Raw genomic sequence first — 15,743 nt, forward strand, 5'->3', positions numbered from 1 at the left:
CAGCCCTCGGAGGGCGACCACCCATCAGCAGATGTAACCAACCTGCTGGCTGAGTACACCTAGTACCAGTTGTTGGCGAGGTGGAAGTTCAGGGCGGCTGCGGGGGAGCCGTAGCGCTCCTTGATGTAGTTCAGGCCCCAGTTGATTTGGGTGCGGTAGTTGGTGAGGTAATCCGGGCCGGAGCTTGCCATCTTCTCGGCCGGCAGCGACTGGACAATGCCATAGGCGCCGCTGCTCGCGTTGGTGGCCGTAGTGGTCCAGTCGGATTCCTTGGTCCAGAGCGTCAGCAGGCTCTGCATCTGGTCCGCCGACCAGCCGTAGGATGCCAGCTGGCTGGCCGCATAGGCCTGCGCGCCGGCAGGGTCATTAACCGCGACGACGGGAGCGGGCTCCGGTGCGGGAGCGGGCTCCGGCGCAGGGGCAGGCTCGGGAACCGGTGCCGGTGCCGGCTCGGGGGCCGGTGCAGGAGCGGCTTCCACGGCGGGCGCCGGTTCCGCGGCAGGAGCAGCCGGAGCGGGCTCGGCGGCCTGGGGTGCAACAGCGATCGGCGCCGCAGATTCGCTCGGCGCAGCCTGGATTTCGCTCTTCTCCAGTCTCAGTGAGGAGCTTGCCTCGGCGGCTTTTGTTTCAGCCGCCACAGGGGAGGTGACGGAGCTGGTGGCTTGGCCGGCGGCACCGACTCCCACCAGCAGGGCGCAGGACGCGGCGAGGATGGCCGTGCGCCGGCCCAGGAAGGCAATGCCGCGCTTTTTGGTGTGGAATGGACTGTCGGCCCCATTTTTCGGGCGCGTTTCTACCGGGAATTCAGACATGATGGATCGCCTCTCACACCTGCGGAGTTAGCTGTCGGGTTCGGATGAGGGCATCCGGCCATCCGGAAAATTCACGAAAATGGCTTAACCCCAAGGGCATGCAGTGCCCGGGACTGTGGGTCCCCCGCCTCTGCCATGGGTCAAGAAGGATCCGGGAAGCGGCAGAGCTAGGCGTCATCCGGACATGCGCCCCAACGGGAACCGCACCCTTTCGACGGTACAGGAGTCCGAAGCTTAAGTCACATTTAGGTAACGGACATCACGACGGCGGCGTGTCAGGTTGTGGGGGCGGCTGCCGCGAGCGGTAGGGAGATGGTGAATTGCGTCCTGCCCGGCTCGGACGTCACCCAGACCGTCCCGCCGTGCGCCTCGATGATCGACTGGACGATGGAAAGCCCCAGCCCGCTGGTGCCCTCCGCGGCGGCGGCCCCGGCCTGGTCGCCGCTGCCTTTCCTGGCCGCGTCCGCGCGGGCAAAGCGTGAAAAGACCTGATCCACGAACCCTGCCGGGATCCCGCCGCCGTCGTCCGTCACCGTGACAAACGCCGTGTTGTGGGCCGTACCCACCCCCGCCAGGACGGTGGTTCCGGCCGGCGTGTGTTTCCGGGCGTTCGAGAGCAGGTTCATCAGGACCTGACGGAGCTGGGCTGGATCGCCCATGACCACCACAGGCTCGTCCGGCAGTTCGAAGCGCCAATTGTGCCCGGGTGCCATCACCTTCTCGTCGCTGACGCTTTCCACCACGAGTTGCGTCAGGTCCACCTCGCTGAGCTTCAGCGGCTGGCCCTCATCCAGTCGCGCCAGCAGCAGCAGGTCTTCCACCAGCGCCGTCATACGCTCGGACTGGCTCTGCACGCGTGCCAGCGAACGGGCACCGTCGGGCGTGAACTGCTCCGTCATCCGCATCAGCTCCGTGTAACCACGGATGGCCGTCAGCGGGGTGCGGAGTTCATGCGAGGCGTCAGCCACAAACTGGCGCACCTTGGTTTCGCTTTTCTGCCTCGCCTGCAGCGCGCTGGCCACGTTGTCCAGCATCAGGTTCAGCGCGTGCCCCACGCTGCCCACCTCGGTTCCCGGATTGGAGTTCGACGGCGGGACGCGCACCGCGAGTGCCACCTCGCCGGCGTCCAGCGGCAGTTGGGAGACCCGTGTGGCTACTTCAGAGAGTTGTTCCAGCGGTTTCATGGTGCGCCGGATCAGGACGGTGCCGATCAGCCCCACCAGCAGGAGACCGCCCAGGGATACAAAAACAAATGTCCACACCAGCGACGTGAGCGTGCTGTCCTTGACTGCCAGGGGGAGCCCGGTCACCAGGACGTCGCCGAAAGAGGTTTCGACGGCCACCAGTCGGTAGCTGCCGTTGGACAGTTCCCGGTCCACTGGCTTGCCGTCCGTCGCCAGGCCGAGGAGGACAGGCTTGTCGTCAGCGGCGAGGGGAGTGCGTGTGGTGTCCGAGGCGAGGAACCCGCCGGTGTTCACCTGGCCGTTGCGGATGCTGGCGTTGACGGTCCCCACGCTTTGGCCGCGGGCGTCGAGCGGGTCGCGGCCGTTGAAGCCGCCCTGCGGCGGGCGGCCGGGATCGTTGGCCCGCTCCGCCGCCTGGCTCAGCTGTGCATCAAGCTGGCGGGTGAGGAAGGCATCCATTGAGGCGTAGCTGACCACCCCCACCGCGCCGCAGATGGCGATCAGCAGGGCCATGGCCAACGCCACCAAGCGCGTCCGCAGATGCCAGGTGGCGGGTCGGAGCACGCTCCGGCGGGGTGCCTCCGGGGCTGGTGTGGTGGCCACAGAACCTACTCTGCAGGCTTGATGACGTAGCCGGCACCGCGCACGGTATGGATCATGGGCGGGTGCACGGCATCAATTTTTTTGCGCAGGTAGGAAATGTAGAGCTCCACGATGTTGGCCTGGCCACCGAAGTCGTAGTCCCACACCCGGTCCAGGATCTGGGCCTTGCTGATGACCCGCTTGGGGTTCTCCATCAGGTAGCGGAGCAGCTCGAACTGGGTGGCGGTCAGCTGCACGTCGTCACCGGCGCGGGTCACTTCCCGGGTATCGATGTTCAGGACCAGGTCGCCCACCACCAGTTCGGAGGTATCCATGGCGGCCACCCCGGAACGCTGCACCAGCCTGTGCAGCCGCAGCAGGACCTCCTCCATGCTGAATGGTTTGGTGACGTAATCGTCCCCGCCCGCCGCCAGGCCCACGATCCGGTCCTGGATGGCGTCCTTGGCCGTCAGGAACAGCGCGGGTACCTCCGGGGCGAACGCCCGGATCCGGCCCAGCAACTCGACGCCGTCAAAGCCGGGGAGCATCACATCCAGCACCAGGACGTCCGGGCGGAAGTCCTTGGCCAGCTTCACGGCCTCCGGCCCGTCCGCGGCCACGGCAACGGACCAGCCCGCCATACGCAGGCCCATGCTCATCAGTTCGGAGAGGCTGGGCTCGTCGTCAACCACCAGGGCCCGGATGGGGGACCCGTCCGGGTGGGACAGCTGGGGGAGGTTGTTGGTCATGGAGTGCGAAGTGGCCATGGGACAACTCTCCGGTCGTTCGGTTAAGCCCGGCTTTGGGGTTCCTGTGTCCGGGCTGTGAATCCCAGCCTAGCGACCTGGGTGCCGCTCAGGTTGGAACGTCCGCCGCAGGTGGCGGAAGTCCTGACTGGCTCCAGGGCTTTCAAAGAACGTCCAGGGGCCAGGTGCAGGGATCTTGCGGGAGCCCACCGGGAACTTTTTCCGGAGAAGCCCGACGTCGGCTGGACAGCAGGGGCCGGGAAGGGAGGAATTTTAGTGAATTCGGCTTCGCTGAAGTTCTTAATTCTAAAAGAAGGAATTGCCGAATATTGTTCTCAACAACATGGATTTTCCAGGTGCTGAACGGATAACGAACGTTATTCTTTACGCCGGACAGAATGGTGATCTGCAACACAAAAGCGCATTTTGTCTCACCATGCGGACGATGCCGTCCATTGTTACTTGCAAGTTGGCATTGTTACGCGTCACACTTCCAATGTGAACAAGAACTCAACAGCACCTGCAGCCGCAGAATATTGGCCCAGCACACCCGCTGCTGCCGACATGCGCTGTTGTCGAATGTACGCCTGACTTCCCACCCTCCGAAGTTCTTAGGCATTCGCGCCCCCAGCCCAGCGTCGGGCGTCCCTCCCCAATTCGCAGTGCGGGGAAACCCAGCATTCGAGCCGCCCAGGCGGCCATTCACATTGAGGTAAGCACAACATGACCGTTGCATCCGGATACGTCCACATCTCCGTCCGTAACGCCGCCAAGGCCGGCCAGCCCTCGGGTCTTCGCCCGGGCTTCGGACCCCGCCCCGCGCTGGCCCCCGCAGGCAGCGGAAACACCTTCCCTGCGCAGGGCTACGCGCCCCAGGGATATAACCCCAACTCCTACGGCCAGCTCCGCGCCGTTCCTGCCGAGCCCGCGCCCCTTACGGCCCCCACCCCCGTAATTGCCGGGCCCAACGCCGTCCGCCCGGTGGCGAACGAGAACGTGGCCCGCGGCTTTGTCCTCTACATGGGCATCGATGAGGAAACCGCCGCAGCCGCAGGTACCTCCATCGCCAAGCTCGCCCAGGAAATCCGGGCCTACGCCCAGTCCCTGGTCACCGGCGCCGAAAGCTACGCCGCCGTTGCCGTGGCTCCGGCAGGCACCCCCGGTTCCGCGCTCGACGTCGTCCGTTCCACCTTTGGCGACCCCACCGTCAACGCCCGCCAGCGCACCGAAACCCCGCGTCCCCAGCTTCCCCAGGAACCCCGGCCCTCCGGCGTCCTGATCGATCTGGCCCGCCGCGAGGTGCACCTGGACGGCGAGTCGCTGAACCTGACCTTCAAGGAGTTCGAGCTCCTGAACTACCTGGTGGAAAACGGCACCCGCACGGTTGGCCGTGACGAGCTTCTTGAGGGGCTGTGGCGCAACGCCGAGGAAGTGCCCAATGAGCGCACCATCGACGTGCACATCCGCCGCCTCCGCTCCAAGCTGGGACGCCTGGCCAACACGGTGCGCACGGTCCGTGGCCAGGGTTACCGCTTCTACGAGCACCCCGAAGTTGTTGTCTGGGCCGCTCCGGAATACTCGATCTAGCCTTACCACTGCCCGGAGGCAGATGGCCGCCGCCGCTGGGTGCGGAGTGCGGGCGATAGGCTGGGGCCATGAGTGAGCACCACGTAAAACGCCTGGTCCTGATGCGCCATGCCAAGGCTGACTGGCCGGGCGGGGTGGCCGACCATGACCGTCCGCTGGAGGAACGGGGGCACCGCGATGCGCCCGCCGCCGGCCGCTGGCTTGTGGACCATAACGTGCTGCCGGATTTCATCCTCTGCTCGAGCGCGCTGCGGACGCGGCAGACCTGCACCTGGGTGTGCTCGGAACTGGGCGATAAGGCGCCCACGCCCAAGCTGGAAGGTGGCTTGTACGCCGCATCCGCGCTGCGGATGCTCTCGGTGGTCAACCAGGTGCCGGATACCGTGACCACCCTGATGCTGATCTCGCACCTGCCCGGTGTCCAGGACCTGGCCATGCACCTGGCGTCGCGTGATTCGGAACATGACGCCTACATGGACGCCGCCACCCGGTATCCCACAAATGCCCTCACGGTGCTGGAGACGGAGAAGACGTGGGCCGAACTGGACGGCCAGGACGCCCGGATCATCAGCTTTACAGTTCCGCGGGCCCGCTGATCTCCCGCAGTATCGCTGCCACGTGCCTGATGCCCGGGCTGGCTGTCATAGTGCGGCGGTAGACGATCCCCACCTGCCGTGCCTGCGCCGGGTTGGTCACCGGCACGGCCACCACCTCCGGCGGCAGCACCCCCCGGCCCAGCCTCGGCACCAGGGCCACCACGGCGCCCTGCTGGACCAGCGCGATGTGCGTGGCAAAATCAGGATCGTAGACCTGGATGTTGGGCACCCGGCCCAGCCCGGTGAAGATCCGCAACAGGGCTTCGTTGCAGATTGCCCCGTTGGGCGTACTGATCCACCGTTCCCCCACCAGGTGGGCCGGTTCAACCTCGGTCCGGCCGGCCAACGGGTGGTCCCGATGCACCAGCACATCGGCCACGTCCTCGCACAGCCACTCGAGGGTGAGGTGCTCCGGAATCACCAGGGGAACTGAGTTCCAGTTGTGGACCAGGCCCAAATCGGCCTCTCCGTTGGCCACGCGGGCCACCGCCTCCCGTGGATCCTCGGCCAGGACGCTAACGTCCAGCATGGTGCCGGCCGCAGCCAGGCGGCCCAGGAGGGGACCCACCAGCCCCCGGCAGGCGGTGGAGAAGGCCACCACCCGGAGCTTGCCCTCGGGTTTTGCGGGATCGGCCAGCAGGGTGGACTGGAGTTCCTCCAGTTCGGCAAGGATCCGCCGGCCGTAGGCGGCCAGCGCTTGACCCCGCTCGGTCAGCAGCACACCGCGGCCCCGCCGTTCCAGGACCGTGAAGCCCGCCTCCTTCTCCAGCTTCTTGACCTGCTGGGAGACGGCCGAGGGGCTGAAGCCGATCGACTCCGAAGCGGCGATCACCGATCCATGCTGTTCAACGGCTGCAAGGGCACGCAGTGAACCAATATCAATCATGAAGCAAACGTACATTGTTTTATAAACAATTCAACGCTGGTGCTTCATTCGTCAGTCTGCGACAGTGAGACCATGAATCTCCGTGACACCCTGTTGGCCGTGGCAGTCGCAGTCCTGTGGGGCTTGAACTTCGTGGCCATCGACATCGGCCTGCACCCCGCTGGCCAGGAGGTTCCGCCCCTGCTGTTTGTGGCCATCCGGTTTGTCCTGGTGGTTTTCCCTTGCATCTTCTTCATCCGGAAACCGGACGTAAGCTGGGCGGCAATCATCGGCGTCGGCCTCTTTATGAGCGCCGGCCAGTTCGGGCTCCTCTACCTCGCCATGGCGCTGGGGATGCCCGCGGGCCTCGCCTCACTGGTCCTGCAGGCGCAGGTTCTGCTGACCATCCTGCTGGCGGCGATGTTCCTGGGCGAACGGCCCAGCCGCCGGCAGGTGGGCGGGGTGGTTCTTGGTGTGGCGGGCCTCGCCGTCGTGGCTACCGGGCGCAGTGCCGTTGCACCGTTGCTGCCCCTGGTGATTGTGCTGGCGGCGGCCCTTTCCTGGGCGGCGGGAAATGTCATTGCCCGGCGGGCCAAGGCGGCATCCGGGTTGGGCCTGGTGGTCTGGTCGGGGGCCGTGGTGCCGCTGCCGCTGGCCGGCCTGTCACTCGTGGTGGACGGCCCCGAAGCGGTGTTCAGTACGCTGGGCAACCTGCAGGCACCCACCATCCTGAGCGCGCTCTACACGGCCGTCTTCGCATCGCTGGTGGGATACGGCATCTGGAACCGACTCCTGGCCAGCCACCCGTCGTCGTCGGTGGTGCCGTTTACGCTGCTGGTGCCAGTGGTGGGGATGAGCGCCGCCTGGCTGGTGCTGGGTGAGGTGCCCTCGGGGCCGGAAGTTGCTGGCGGGCTGCTGCTCCTGGCGGGGGTGGCGACGGCGGTCCTCACCTTCGGGCGGGGCCGGCGCCAGAGCCGGCGCGCAGGCCTGGATCCGTTGACGGTTGACGGGGTTGACGGGGTTGACGGCGTGGGTATGCGCGGGACCGGGGTGCGCTGAGCCGGGGTGCGCTGTGCCGGCGTGTACTGCGGCGGCGTTTGTTGGGCTGGTGTTCCGGCGCCTACTGCGGCGGCGTTTGTTGGGCTGGTGTTCCGGCGCCTACTGCTGCGGCGTGCGTTGGGTTGCTGAGCGTTGGGCGGCTGTGCGTTGCGTTGTTGTCCGCTGGGACGCAGTGCGCCCGGCGGCGGCAGCGCGGGCTGCGGCCGTGCGCCGGGCCTGGGCCGGTACGCCGGTACGTGCCCGGCCGGTGGCAGCCCCCCGCTGGGATTTTCCCCCTTGGGAGGTCCCGCGTGGCGTGCTGCGGGTCCGTGTGGTGCCGGTTTGGCCGGGGCGGGGTCGGCCGGCGCGGGTTTGGCCCGGCAGGCGCCGTCCGGAGGTTCCCTGCCTGGCCCGGCGGCCAGCCGGCCACGCTGCTCCAAGGAAGAGGATGACGAGTGTAGCCGCGGCAGCAGCCCCGGCCCCATAAAAGTAGTCGTCCGGATCGCCGGTGGGCAGCGGGGTCCCAATGAACGAGCGCTGGCCGGCAAAGGCGAGCTCCCAGGTACTCAGGAACGCCAGGCTGAAGCCAATGGCCAGGCTGAAACAGGCGCCCGCTGCCAAGAGGGCAACCCGCCGGCCGCGGACCAGGATCTCGCCAACGGCGGCCAAAAATGCCACTGTGAGGACCCCCAGGAACGCAAAGAACACGGGCAGCGCGAGTGTCATCCCGGTGAGGACCAGCAGGCCCAAGGCAACGATCCCCGTGACTACCGCGAACTTGCCGCTGTTCCCCATGTGGCGCATTGCTCCATCATCCCGCAGGCGCGGGCACCTTCAGGACGTAGCCGCGCATGATGGCCATGATTGCTGCAACGCTTTGGTCACGGGTGCGCTCCGGGTTGTAGGTCTGCCGGTCCAGTCCCACCACAAAGCAGGCGCCGAAGATCGCCGTTTCCAGGCTGCCGCGCGAAACGGACGCGTCCACGGGGTAGGTTTTGGCCACGTTCTCCACCGCAGCGCCGATCACCGCCAGTAGTTCACCGCGCAGCACAGCGAACGTTCCCTGCCATTCGCTGGGGATGCGCCAGTTTTCGCTCACCCACAGGCGGGCGAAGGAAGGGTAGTCGGACATAAAGTCCATGGCCGCACCGATCATCCATTCCATGGCAAGCAACGGATCCTGCGTGCCGGAGGTGTCGGGATCCTGGGTGCCGGCGGGATCCTGCGTGCCGGCGGTGCCGGGGTCCTGGGCGTCGGCGGGATCCTGCGTGCCGGCGGTGCCGGGGTCCTGGGCGCCGGCGGGAACGGCGGGGGCAGGCCCCTCCAGCCGGGCCTTGAGGATGTCCACGCCGTGCCGCAACAGTTGGGCAATCAGCTCGGATTTGCTGCCGAAGTTGTAATAGACGGTGCCCTTGGAAACGCCCGAGGCCGCAGCGATCTCATCAACAGTCACACCGGCGGCCCCGCGCTCGCCGATCAGCTCCATGGAAGCGTCGAAGATTTTCTGCCGGGTGGCGCCGGTGCGTGCGGGCCGCAGGGCTTTGGCAGGCTCAGGGGTTCCGATGCTCATACGGCGATCTCCGGCTTGAGGCTTTTCAGCGTCCAGTATTTGTTTTTGCGTACTGCCAGGGTGGACAGGGCTGCCCCCAGGAGGGTGTAGCCCAGCAGCCCCAGCACGGTGGGGATGATCATGGACAGGTCGGCGCCGTAGATCAGGTGCCGCATGCCGGTGACCACATATCCCATGGGCAGGATTTCATGGACCACGTGGAGGGGCTGCGGCGTGGTCTGCCACGGGAACGTGCCGCCGGAGGACACCAGCTGCAGTACCAGCAGGATCAGCACCACCAGCTTGCCGGGGGAACCCAGCAGGGCCACCACACCCTGGATGAGCGCGCTGAAGGCCATGGCGGCCGCCAGCAGGAAGAGCCACATCAGGAACGGGTGGGCCGGGTTCAGTCCCAGCGCCAGGTCCACCACCAGCGTCAGCAGGGTGGCCTGGACCACCGATACCGCCAGGAACGGCAGCCAGCCGCCCACCGCAATCTTCCACGACGGCGCGTTGGAGGCCAGCGCACGCTGGGTGATGGGCCGCATCGCCTGGACCAGCATAAAGATTCCGATCCACATGGCGAGGGTGAGGAAGAAGGGTGCCAGCCCCGCCCCGTACGAGCCTGCCTTCGCCTGCGAGACGTTGCTGACGGACACTGGATCGGCGATCACGCGGGAGAGGTTGCTCTTTTGTGTGTCGTCGGGGTTGGGTACCTGGCCCGCGCCCTTGCCGATTTCGTCTGCCAGGGTCCTGGACCCGTCCGCGGCTGTGCCGGCACCCGCGGCAAGCTGGGCGGCGCCGTCGTCGAGCTTTCCGGCTCCGGCCACCAGGGAACCTGTGCCGTCCACGGCGGTCTGTTCGCCGGTGGCCAGGGTGGCGGCGCCGGTGTGCAGCTGGTCCGCACCACCTGAAGCCTGCACAATGGCGTCCTTCAGGGCGGGGGTAGCGGCAGCCAGCTGGGATGCGCCGACGCTGACAGCTTCTGCGCCGTCCGCCAGCTGCTGGATCTGGGCGGCGTCGGTCTGCAGCTTCGTTTTGGCCGTGGTGACCGGGTTGGACGCGGCCACTGCGTCGAAGTCGGCAAGAATGCTGTCTGCCTGCTCCTTCGTGATCACGCCTGCGTCCATCAGCCGGGTGTTGGATGCCACCACCCGGTCCCGGAGGCCTTTGTCCGCGGCCTCCAGTTGTGCGGCAACGTCCTGGACCTTGGTGTTGAGCTGCGCGTTTCCAGCCGCGACCTGCGCCGCACCGTCCGCCAGCGTCTTTGAATCGGTGGGGAGCATGGAGGTTTTGTCCCTAAGGAGGGACAGCCCGCTGCTCAGGGAGCCGGCACCCTCCGTCAGCTGGTTGGCACCGTCGCGGAGCTTCACCTGCCCCGCGTAGAGTTCGTTGGCTCCGCTGTTCAGGGCAGTTGTTCCATCATGCAGGGTAGCGGTTCCGTCCCGAAGGGTGGCTACGCCATCGGCCAGTTGCCCCGCGCCGTCAGCGGCCTTGAGCATCTGGGTGTGGATGGTGCCGAAGCCCGTGAGCAGCTGGTTGGCAGTCTCTTCGCCCACCTCCGTGGCCACGGTGCTGTGCACCGCGGTGGTCAGCTTGTCCACAATGGTGCTCAGGAGGTAGTTGTTGGCGTCGTTGGTGGTGACATTGAGCATGGCCTGGCTGGCGGAGTCGAAGCTGCCCGGCGAGACCAGATTGGCGGAAAAGTCCTGCGGAATTTTCAGTGCAAAGGCGTAGTCGCCGTTGCTGACGCCCTGATCCGCCTCCTGCGTGCTTGCCACAGGGATCCAGTGGAAGACGTTGCCGTCCACCAGGCTGTCGGCCACTTTTTCGCCGGCCGCCAGGGTGCTGCCGTCGGCAGCGGTGGCGCCGGTATCCTCCACCACCAGGGCGGCGTCCAGGTGGTCCAGGTTGCCGTACGGATCCCAGTTGGCGTAGAGGTACACCGCGCCGTACAGCAGCGGGACCATTGTCAGGGCAAGAATGGTCAGCTTGGGCAGCAGGCCACCGGTCATGCGCTTGAGTTCGGAGCGGGCCAGCCGCAGCACTGTCACTTGGCAACCTCAGTTTCGGTTTCGGCTATGTGTCTGGCCGGCACTCTTGGCTCCGGCTCCGGCTGCGTTGTGGTGGCCGGCTCCGGCTGAGCAGGAGTGGGCTCCGCCGGCTGTGGCTCCACTGCGCCGGAGCGCACGGCCACGGAACCCGGCGTGGTGGGCTCTGGTACGGCAGTTTCCGGCCCGTCATTTTCCTGCCCGGGCACAGCGTTGCCGATTTCCGCGACAGCCCCCGACCACAACGCCGGGACGGCACTGACGGTGGCGACGACGGCGAGCTGCCGGCCGCCGTCGGCCGCCAACTGGATCAGCCGCGGCAGCCAGTCCTGGGGATCCGCGCTGTGCCGGTCCGGGGAATCCACCACCACAAGGTCCGTGTGCGGGTTCGCCAGGGCCAGCGCCGTCAACAGTTCGAGGCGCCGCTTCGGGCCCAGTTGCTCGGTCCAGAGGTCCGCGATGTCCTCGAAGCTGTGGACCTTGAGCCAGGGTTTGCTGAGCAGCGCCCCACGGTAGCGGCGGGGGATGAGGGCCAGGTCCTCGGTCACCAGGTCGCGGACACTGAGGTGCCGCTCGGGCTCGTTGACGTCCACCGCGTCCACCAGCGCACTGGCCTGCCGAAGCACTTTGATGCGCGGATTGGCGTCCCAGGTGATGGTTCCCCCGCCTGGCTTCATCCGGCCGCTGAGGGCAAGGGCCAGCGCGGTCCGCTGGTCCTGCCGGGCGCCGGTGACCAGAAGGAGCCCGCCGCGCCGCACCGAGAGTGAGGTGGCGGGGAGCAGCGGGTCCCGGCGTCCGGGGACGTGGAGCTGGTGTGCTGAGAGCAAGGAAGGCCTTTCAGGGGATACGTCTGTATCCAGCCTAACCGAACTGACTGGTCAGTTCAAATAGCTCTGGCTCGTGCTTAGAGCCCGTATTTCTCCAGGAGCCGCAGCCACACCTCGCTGATGGTGGGGTAGGAGGGGACGGCGTGCCACAGCCGGTCCAGCGGAACCTCACCCACAATGGCGATCGTGGCCGCGTGCAAAAGCTCCGCCACGTCGGGTCCGGCGAAGGTGGCGCCCAGGAGCACCTTGCGGTCCTCGTCGATCACCAGCTGGGCCCATCCCTCATAGTGCTCGGAGTGCAGGGATGAGCCGGCCACCTCGATGGGCAACTCCACCGAGGAGGCGTTGCAGCCGTCCTTCCTCGCGGTGTCCAGGGTGCGCCCCACCATTGCCAGCTCAGGGTCGGTGAACACCACACTCGGCACGGCGTGCTGGTTGGCGGTCTGGGCGTACCGGCTCCAATCGGGGGCTGCGCCTTTGAGGGTTCCGTTGGCCCGGGCGCTGATGGCGTCCCCCGTGGCCCGGGCCCCGTATTTGCCCTGGTGGGTGAAGAGGTTCCTGCCGGCGGCATCGCCCACGGCATACAGCCACGGCTCGTCGCCAGGTGCGCCTTCCACCAGGCCGGTATTGTCTGTGGCCAGGTTGAAGCGGCCGTTGCTGTCCGGGCCCAGGCCAACACTTTCCAGGCCGAGGCCCTCGAGGGCCGGGTGCCGCCCGGTGGAGACCAGGACCTTATCCGCCGTCACGGTGGTGCCGTCGCCCAGCGCCAGGCTGAACGTCCCGTCGTCGTTCTCCTTAATGCTGTTGGTGGCGGTGTGCAGCCGGAGCTCCACGCCGTCTGCCCGCAGGCCTGCGGCCACAAGGTCGGCGGCTTCGGTGGGGAAGCTGCCCAGCAGGCTGCTCCTCGCTACAAGGGTTACGGCCGCGCCAAGGCGGGCAAAAGCCTGTGCCAGTTCGACGCCGGCAACGCCGCCACCCAGGACGGCCAGGGACGCCGGGATTTCGCTGGCAGATGTGGCCTCCCGGGTACCCCAGACCTGGAGGTCCTCCAACCCATCGATGGGAGGTATGGTGGGCATCGAGCCGCTGGCCAGGACCACGGCGCGGCGTGCCTGCAGCCGGTGCTGCACGCCGTCCAGACCGGCCACCTCCACCTGCCTGGGCGCTGTCAGCCATGCGTGGCCGCGCACCAGCTCAATCCCGGTGTCCTTGACCCAGTCAACCTGGCTGTCATCCTGCCAGTTGGACGTGAAATAGTCCCGCCGCTTCAGCACCGCGGCGGCATCGAGGGGTTTAGTCACCGATTCCTTGGCGCCGGGGGTGGTCTGCGCTCCATGCAGGGCGGTTCCCGGGCGGAGCAGCGCCTTGGAGGGCATGCAGGCCCAGTAGGAACACTCGCCGCCCACCAGTTCGGCTTCCACCAGCACCACGGAGAGCCCGCCCTGGACCACCCGGCCCGCCACATTCTCACCAACGGCGCCAGCGCCGATCACCACTACATCAAATTCGCGCTCAACGGCCTCGGGCATCATGGGAAAAGCCTACGCCGGGCAACGTGTGAAGAAGCGCGTGGCAGACCCGGGGCCGGCGGTACGGCGGATGCAGGGTCTGGTCGCAAAACCAGCACCGACACACAAAAAAGGTCCGCACCGGCGAACCGGTGCGGACCTTGTTGGTGCGCCCAAAGGGATTCGAACCCCTGACCTTCTGTTCCGTAGACAGACGCTCTATCCAGCTGAGCTATGGGCGCATTCCGTGTCCCAGGAGAAGAACCGCACTCCCTGAACCTCGAATTACTTTACGCGAGGGTTGGCCGTGTGCCAAATCGAAACGCCTGTAATCTGCACAACTAGACCGGTCTACGTGACCTTAGTCACTTAAGTCACGCTTTTGGGCGAAATATTCCGCGTATTTCCGCGGTTTTCCCATTCCGGCCCCCGGCGGCCCCTGAAAAGACCCCAAAAACACGAGTGGTCCGGACCATAGCATTTAGCACACACCGATGAACCCCAGGAAGGGATCCGATATGAGCGATCTGGCGCACAAGCCGCTGCTTGAGAATGCACCCACCACCCATGCCGGCCTGCTGGCTTGGGTTGAAGAGGTTGCCGAGCTCACGCAGCCGGACCGTATCTACTGGGTGGATGGCTCTGAAGCTGAAAACACCCGCCTCACCGATGAGCTCGTGGCAGCCGGAACGCTGACCCGGCTGAACCAGGACACCTTCCCGAACTCCTTCGCGGCGTTCTCCGACCCGGCAGACGTTGCCCGGGTCGAGGAGCAGACCTTCATCTGCTCGGAAAACAAGCGCGATGCAGGCTTCACCAATAACTGGATGGAACCGGCCAGCATGAAGGAGAAGCTGCGCGCCTTGTTCGCCGGCTCCATGCGCGGCCGCACCATGTACGTCATCCCGTTTGTGATGGGCCACCTCGACGCCGAGGACCCCAAGTTCGGCGTGGAAATCACTGACAGCGCCTACGTTGTCGCCTCGATGCGGATCATGGCCCGGATCGGCACGGACGTCCTGGACCGGATCACCGAGACCAACGCGTTCTACGTCCCCGCCCTGCATTCGCTGGGTGCCCCGCTGGAAGCCGGCCAGGCGGATGTGCCTTGGCCCTGCAACCCGGATAAGTGGATTGTGCACTTCCCGGAAGAGCGGTCCATCTGGTCCTTCGGCTCGGGCTACGGCGGAAACGCCCTGCTGGGCAAGAAGTGCTACGCCCTGCGGATCGCGTCCGTGATGGCCCGCGACGAAGGCTGGCTGGCCGAGCACATGCTCATCCTCAAGCTCACCTCGCCGGAACAGAAGACGTACTACGTCTCCGCTGCCTTCCCGTCCGCCTGCGGCAAGACCAACCTCGCGCTGCTCGACCCCACCATCGATGGCTGGAAGGTCGAAACCCTGGGTGACGACATCACCTGGATGCGTTTTGGCAAGGAAGGCGAGCTGCGCGCCGTCAACCCCGAGGCAGGCCTCTTCGGCGTGGCTCCGGGCACCGGCTGGGGCACCAACCCCAACGCCATGCGCGCCATCGCCAAGGGCAACAGCATCTTCACCAACGTGGCGCTGACCGACGACGGCGGCGTGTGGTGGGAGGGCATGACGGAGGAAGTGCCGGCGCACCTCACCGACTGGCAGGGCAACTCCTGGACGCCTGATTCCGACGCCCCGGCCGCGCACCCGAACTCCCGTTTCTGCACCCCGATCGACCAGATCGACATGCTTGCCGAGGAGTACAACAGCCCCGACGGCGTGGAGCTTTCCGCGATCCTCTTCGGCGGCCGCCGCAAGACCACCATCCCCTTGGTGACCGAGGCCCGCAGCTGGTCCAACGGCATCTTCATGGGTTCCACCCTGTCCTCGGAAACCACTGCCGCGGCAGCCGGCGCGGTGGGTGTCGTCCGCCGCGACCCCATGGCCATGCTGCCCTTCATCGGCTACGACGCCGGCGACTACCTGAACCACTGGGTCAACCTGTCCGCCAAGGGCAACCCGGAGCGCCTGCCCAGGATCTTCCTGGTCAACTGGTTCCGCCGGAACGCCGAGGGTGGTTTCGCCTGGCCCGGCTTCGGCGACAACGCCCGGGTCCTCAAGTGGGCCATCGAGCGCCTCGAAGGCAAGGCTGACGCCGTGGAGACCCCCATCGGGTTTGTGCCCACCGGTGACGCGATCGACCTCAAGGGCCTGGACATGACCCCGGCGGAGGTCGAGGACGCCGTCCGCGTGGATCCCGCCGAATGGGCCACCGAGCTCGCATCGATCGAGGAGTGGTACGCCAACTTCGGCGGCTCGCTCCCGGACGCACTCCAATCGGAACTCGCCGGGCTGAAGGAACGCCTCGGCTGATTCTTACGCGTACGACGGCGGCCCCGCACCTTTTTCCGAAAAGGTGCGGGGCC

The 15,743-nt window shown here is 66.6% G+C and carries 13 protein-coding genes, 1 tRNA gene and 1 riboswitch; of the genes, 4 read left to right on the forward strand and 10 right to left on the reverse strand.

All coding sequences use genetic code 11. The annotated features are described in order from the left end of the window. Positions 1-59: 59 nt before the first annotated feature. From ASF72_RS14720 to ASF72_RS14730, 3 genes are all read right to left on the reverse strand, one after another. Positions 60-812, reverse strand: coding sequence for a hypothetical protein (locus ASF72_RS14720; protein WP_056600144.1), 753 nt, complete (start codon positions 810-812; stop codon positions 60-62). Positions 813-817: 5 nt separating this feature from the next. Further along, positions 818-969: riboswitch (cyclic di-AMP (ydaO/yuaA leader) on the reverse strand. Positions 970-1,087: 118 nt separating this feature from the next. Beyond that, positions 1,088-2,599 (reverse strand): sensor histidine kinase, encoded by a 1,512-nt coding sequence (locus ASF72_RS14725; RefSeq protein ID WP_056600147.1) that lies wholly within the window; start codon positions 2,597-2,599, stop codon positions 1,088-1,090. Between the two features lie 5 nt (positions 2,600-2,604). After that, a complete protein-coding gene (locus ASF72_RS14730) occupies positions 2,605-3,345 on the reverse strand; it encodes a response regulator transcription factor (protein ID WP_050686098.1) in 741 nt (246 codons plus the stop codon). A 702-nt stretch (positions 3,346-4,047) separates the two neighbouring features. Between ASF72_RS14730 and ASF72_RS14735 the strand changes: the two genes are divergently transcribed. Together ASF72_RS14735 and ASF72_RS14740 are read left to right on the forward strand one after the other, a co-directional pair. Beyond that, on the forward strand, positions 4,048-4,911 hold the full coding sequence (locus tag ASF72_RS14735; RefSeq protein ID WP_050686100.1) for a winged helix-turn-helix domain-containing protein: 864 nt from the start codon (positions 4,048-4,050) through the stop codon (positions 4,909-4,911). A 68-nt stretch (positions 4,912-4,979) separates the two neighbouring features. Beyond that, positions 4,980-5,507: a SixA phosphatase family protein gene (locus tag ASF72_RS14740; RefSeq protein WP_056600151.1), complete on the forward strand. Its 528-nt coding sequence runs from the start codon at positions 4,980-4,982 to the stop codon at positions 5,505-5,507. Here the strand turns inward: ASF72_RS14740 and ASF72_RS14745 are convergent. Further along, positions 5,485-6,393, reverse strand: a complete 909-nt coding sequence (locus tag ASF72_RS14745) for a LysR family transcriptional regulator (protein ID WP_056600247.1) — start codon at positions 6,391-6,393, stop codon at positions 5,485-5,487. The genes ASF72_RS14740 and ASF72_RS14745 overlap by 23 nt on opposite strands. A 72-nt stretch (positions 6,394-6,465) precedes the next feature. Here ASF72_RS14745 and ASF72_RS14750 point away from each other — a divergent pair, with 72 nt between their 5' ends. Beyond that, the gene (locus ASF72_RS14750; protein ID WP_056600154.1) at positions 6,466-7,431 is read left to right on the forward strand and encodes an EamA family transporter; all 966 of its coding nucleotides are present in this window, start codon (positions 6,466-6,468) and stop codon (positions 7,429-7,431) included. A 99-nt stretch (positions 7,432-7,530) separates the two neighbouring features. On the opposite strand, the gene ASF72_RS14755 is transcribed toward ASF72_RS14750, so the two are convergent. The 6 genes from ASF72_RS14755 to ASF72_RS14780 all read right to left on the reverse strand — a co-directional run bounded on the left by ASF72_RS14755 (position 7,531) and on the right by ASF72_RS14780 (position 13,587). Continuing rightward, entirely contained in the window at positions 7,531-8,205 is a 675-nt protein-coding gene (locus ASF72_RS14755; RefSeq protein ID WP_056600250.1) for a hypothetical protein, read from the reverse strand. A gap of 16 nt (positions 8,206-8,221) precedes the next feature. Continuing rightward, a complete protein-coding gene (locus tag ASF72_RS14760; RefSeq protein ID WP_056600157.1) occupies positions 8,222-8,980 on the reverse strand; it encodes a TetR/AcrR family transcriptional regulator in 759 nt (252 codons plus the stop codon). Then, a complete protein-coding gene (locus ASF72_RS14765) occupies positions 8,977-11,013 on the reverse strand; it encodes a YhgE/Pip family protein (RefSeq protein ID WP_050686106.1) in 2,037 nt (678 codons plus the stop codon). Before ASF72_RS14765 ends, ASF72_RS14760 begins: the two co-directional genes overlap by 4 nt. After that, on the reverse strand, positions 11,010-11,837 hold the full coding sequence (locus ASF72_RS14770; protein ID WP_082484306.1) for an ABC transporter ATP-binding protein: 828 nt from the start codon (positions 11,835-11,837) through the stop codon (positions 11,010-11,012). Before ASF72_RS14770 ends, ASF72_RS14765 begins: the two co-directional genes overlap by 4 nt. Positions 11,838-11,914: 77 nt before the next feature. Next, positions 11,915-13,369, reverse strand: a complete 1,455-nt coding sequence (locus ASF72_RS14775) for a dihydrolipoyl dehydrogenase family protein (protein WP_056600161.1) — start codon at positions 13,367-13,369, stop codon at positions 11,915-11,917. Between the two features lie 141 nt (positions 13,370-13,510). Next, positions 13,511-13,587: transfer RNA gene (locus ASF72_RS14780), tRNA-Arg, on the reverse strand. Between the two features lie 276 nt (positions 13,588-13,863). On the opposite strand from ASF72_RS14780, the gene ASF72_RS14785 reads away from it, so the two are divergent. Further along, entirely contained in the window at positions 13,864-15,690 is a 1,827-nt protein-coding gene (locus tag ASF72_RS14785) for a phosphoenolpyruvate carboxykinase (GTP) (protein WP_050686110.1), read from the forward strand. Positions 15,691-15,743: the final 53 nt, after the last annotated feature.

It is taken from the genome of Arthrobacter sp. Leaf141 (assembly GCF_001424565.1).
GTDB lineage: Bacteria > Actinomycetota > Actinomycetes > Actinomycetales > Micrococcaceae > Arthrobacter.

Bases quoted from the DNA above. Each gene is read 5' to 3' on its own strand.
- ASF72_RS14735 (WP_050686100.1), top strand. From the start codon at position 4,048: ATGACCGTTGCATCCGGATACGTCCACATCTCCGTCCGTAACGCCGCC.
- ASF72_RS14755 (WP_056600250.1), bottom strand. From the start codon at position 8,205: ATGGGGAACAGCGGCAAGTTCGCGGTAGTCACGGGGATCGTTGCCTTG.
- ASF72_RS14785 (WP_050686110.1), top strand. From the start codon at position 13,864: ATGAGCGATCTGGCGCACAAGCCGCTGCTTGAGAATGCACCCACCACC.
- ASF72_RS14720 (WP_056600144.1), bottom strand. From the start codon at position 812: ATGTCTGAATTCCCGGTAGAAACGCGCCCGAAAAATGGGGCCGACAGT.
- ASF72_RS14760 (WP_056600157.1), bottom strand. From the start codon at position 8,980: ATGAGCATCGGAACCCCTGAGCCTGCCAAAGCCCTGCGGCCCGCACGC.
- ASF72_RS14740 (WP_056600151.1), top strand. From the start codon at position 4,980: ATGAGTGAGCACCACGTAAAACGCCTGGTCCTGATGCGCCATGCCAAG.
- ASF72_RS14750 (WP_056600154.1), top strand. From the start codon at position 6,466: ATGAATCTCCGTGACACCCTGTTGGCCGTGGCAGTCGCAGTCCTGTGG.
- ASF72_RS14775 (WP_056600161.1), bottom strand. From the start codon at position 13,369: ATGATGCCCGAGGCCGTTGAGCGCGAATTTGATGTAGTGGTGATCGGC.
- ASF72_RS14730 (WP_050686098.1), bottom strand. From the start codon at position 3,345: ATGGCCACTTCGCACTCCATGACCAACAACCTCCCCCAGCTGTCCCAC.
- ASF72_RS14745 (WP_056600247.1), bottom strand. From the start codon at position 6,393: ATGATTGATATTGGTTCACTGCGTGCCCTTGCAGCCGTTGAACAGCAT.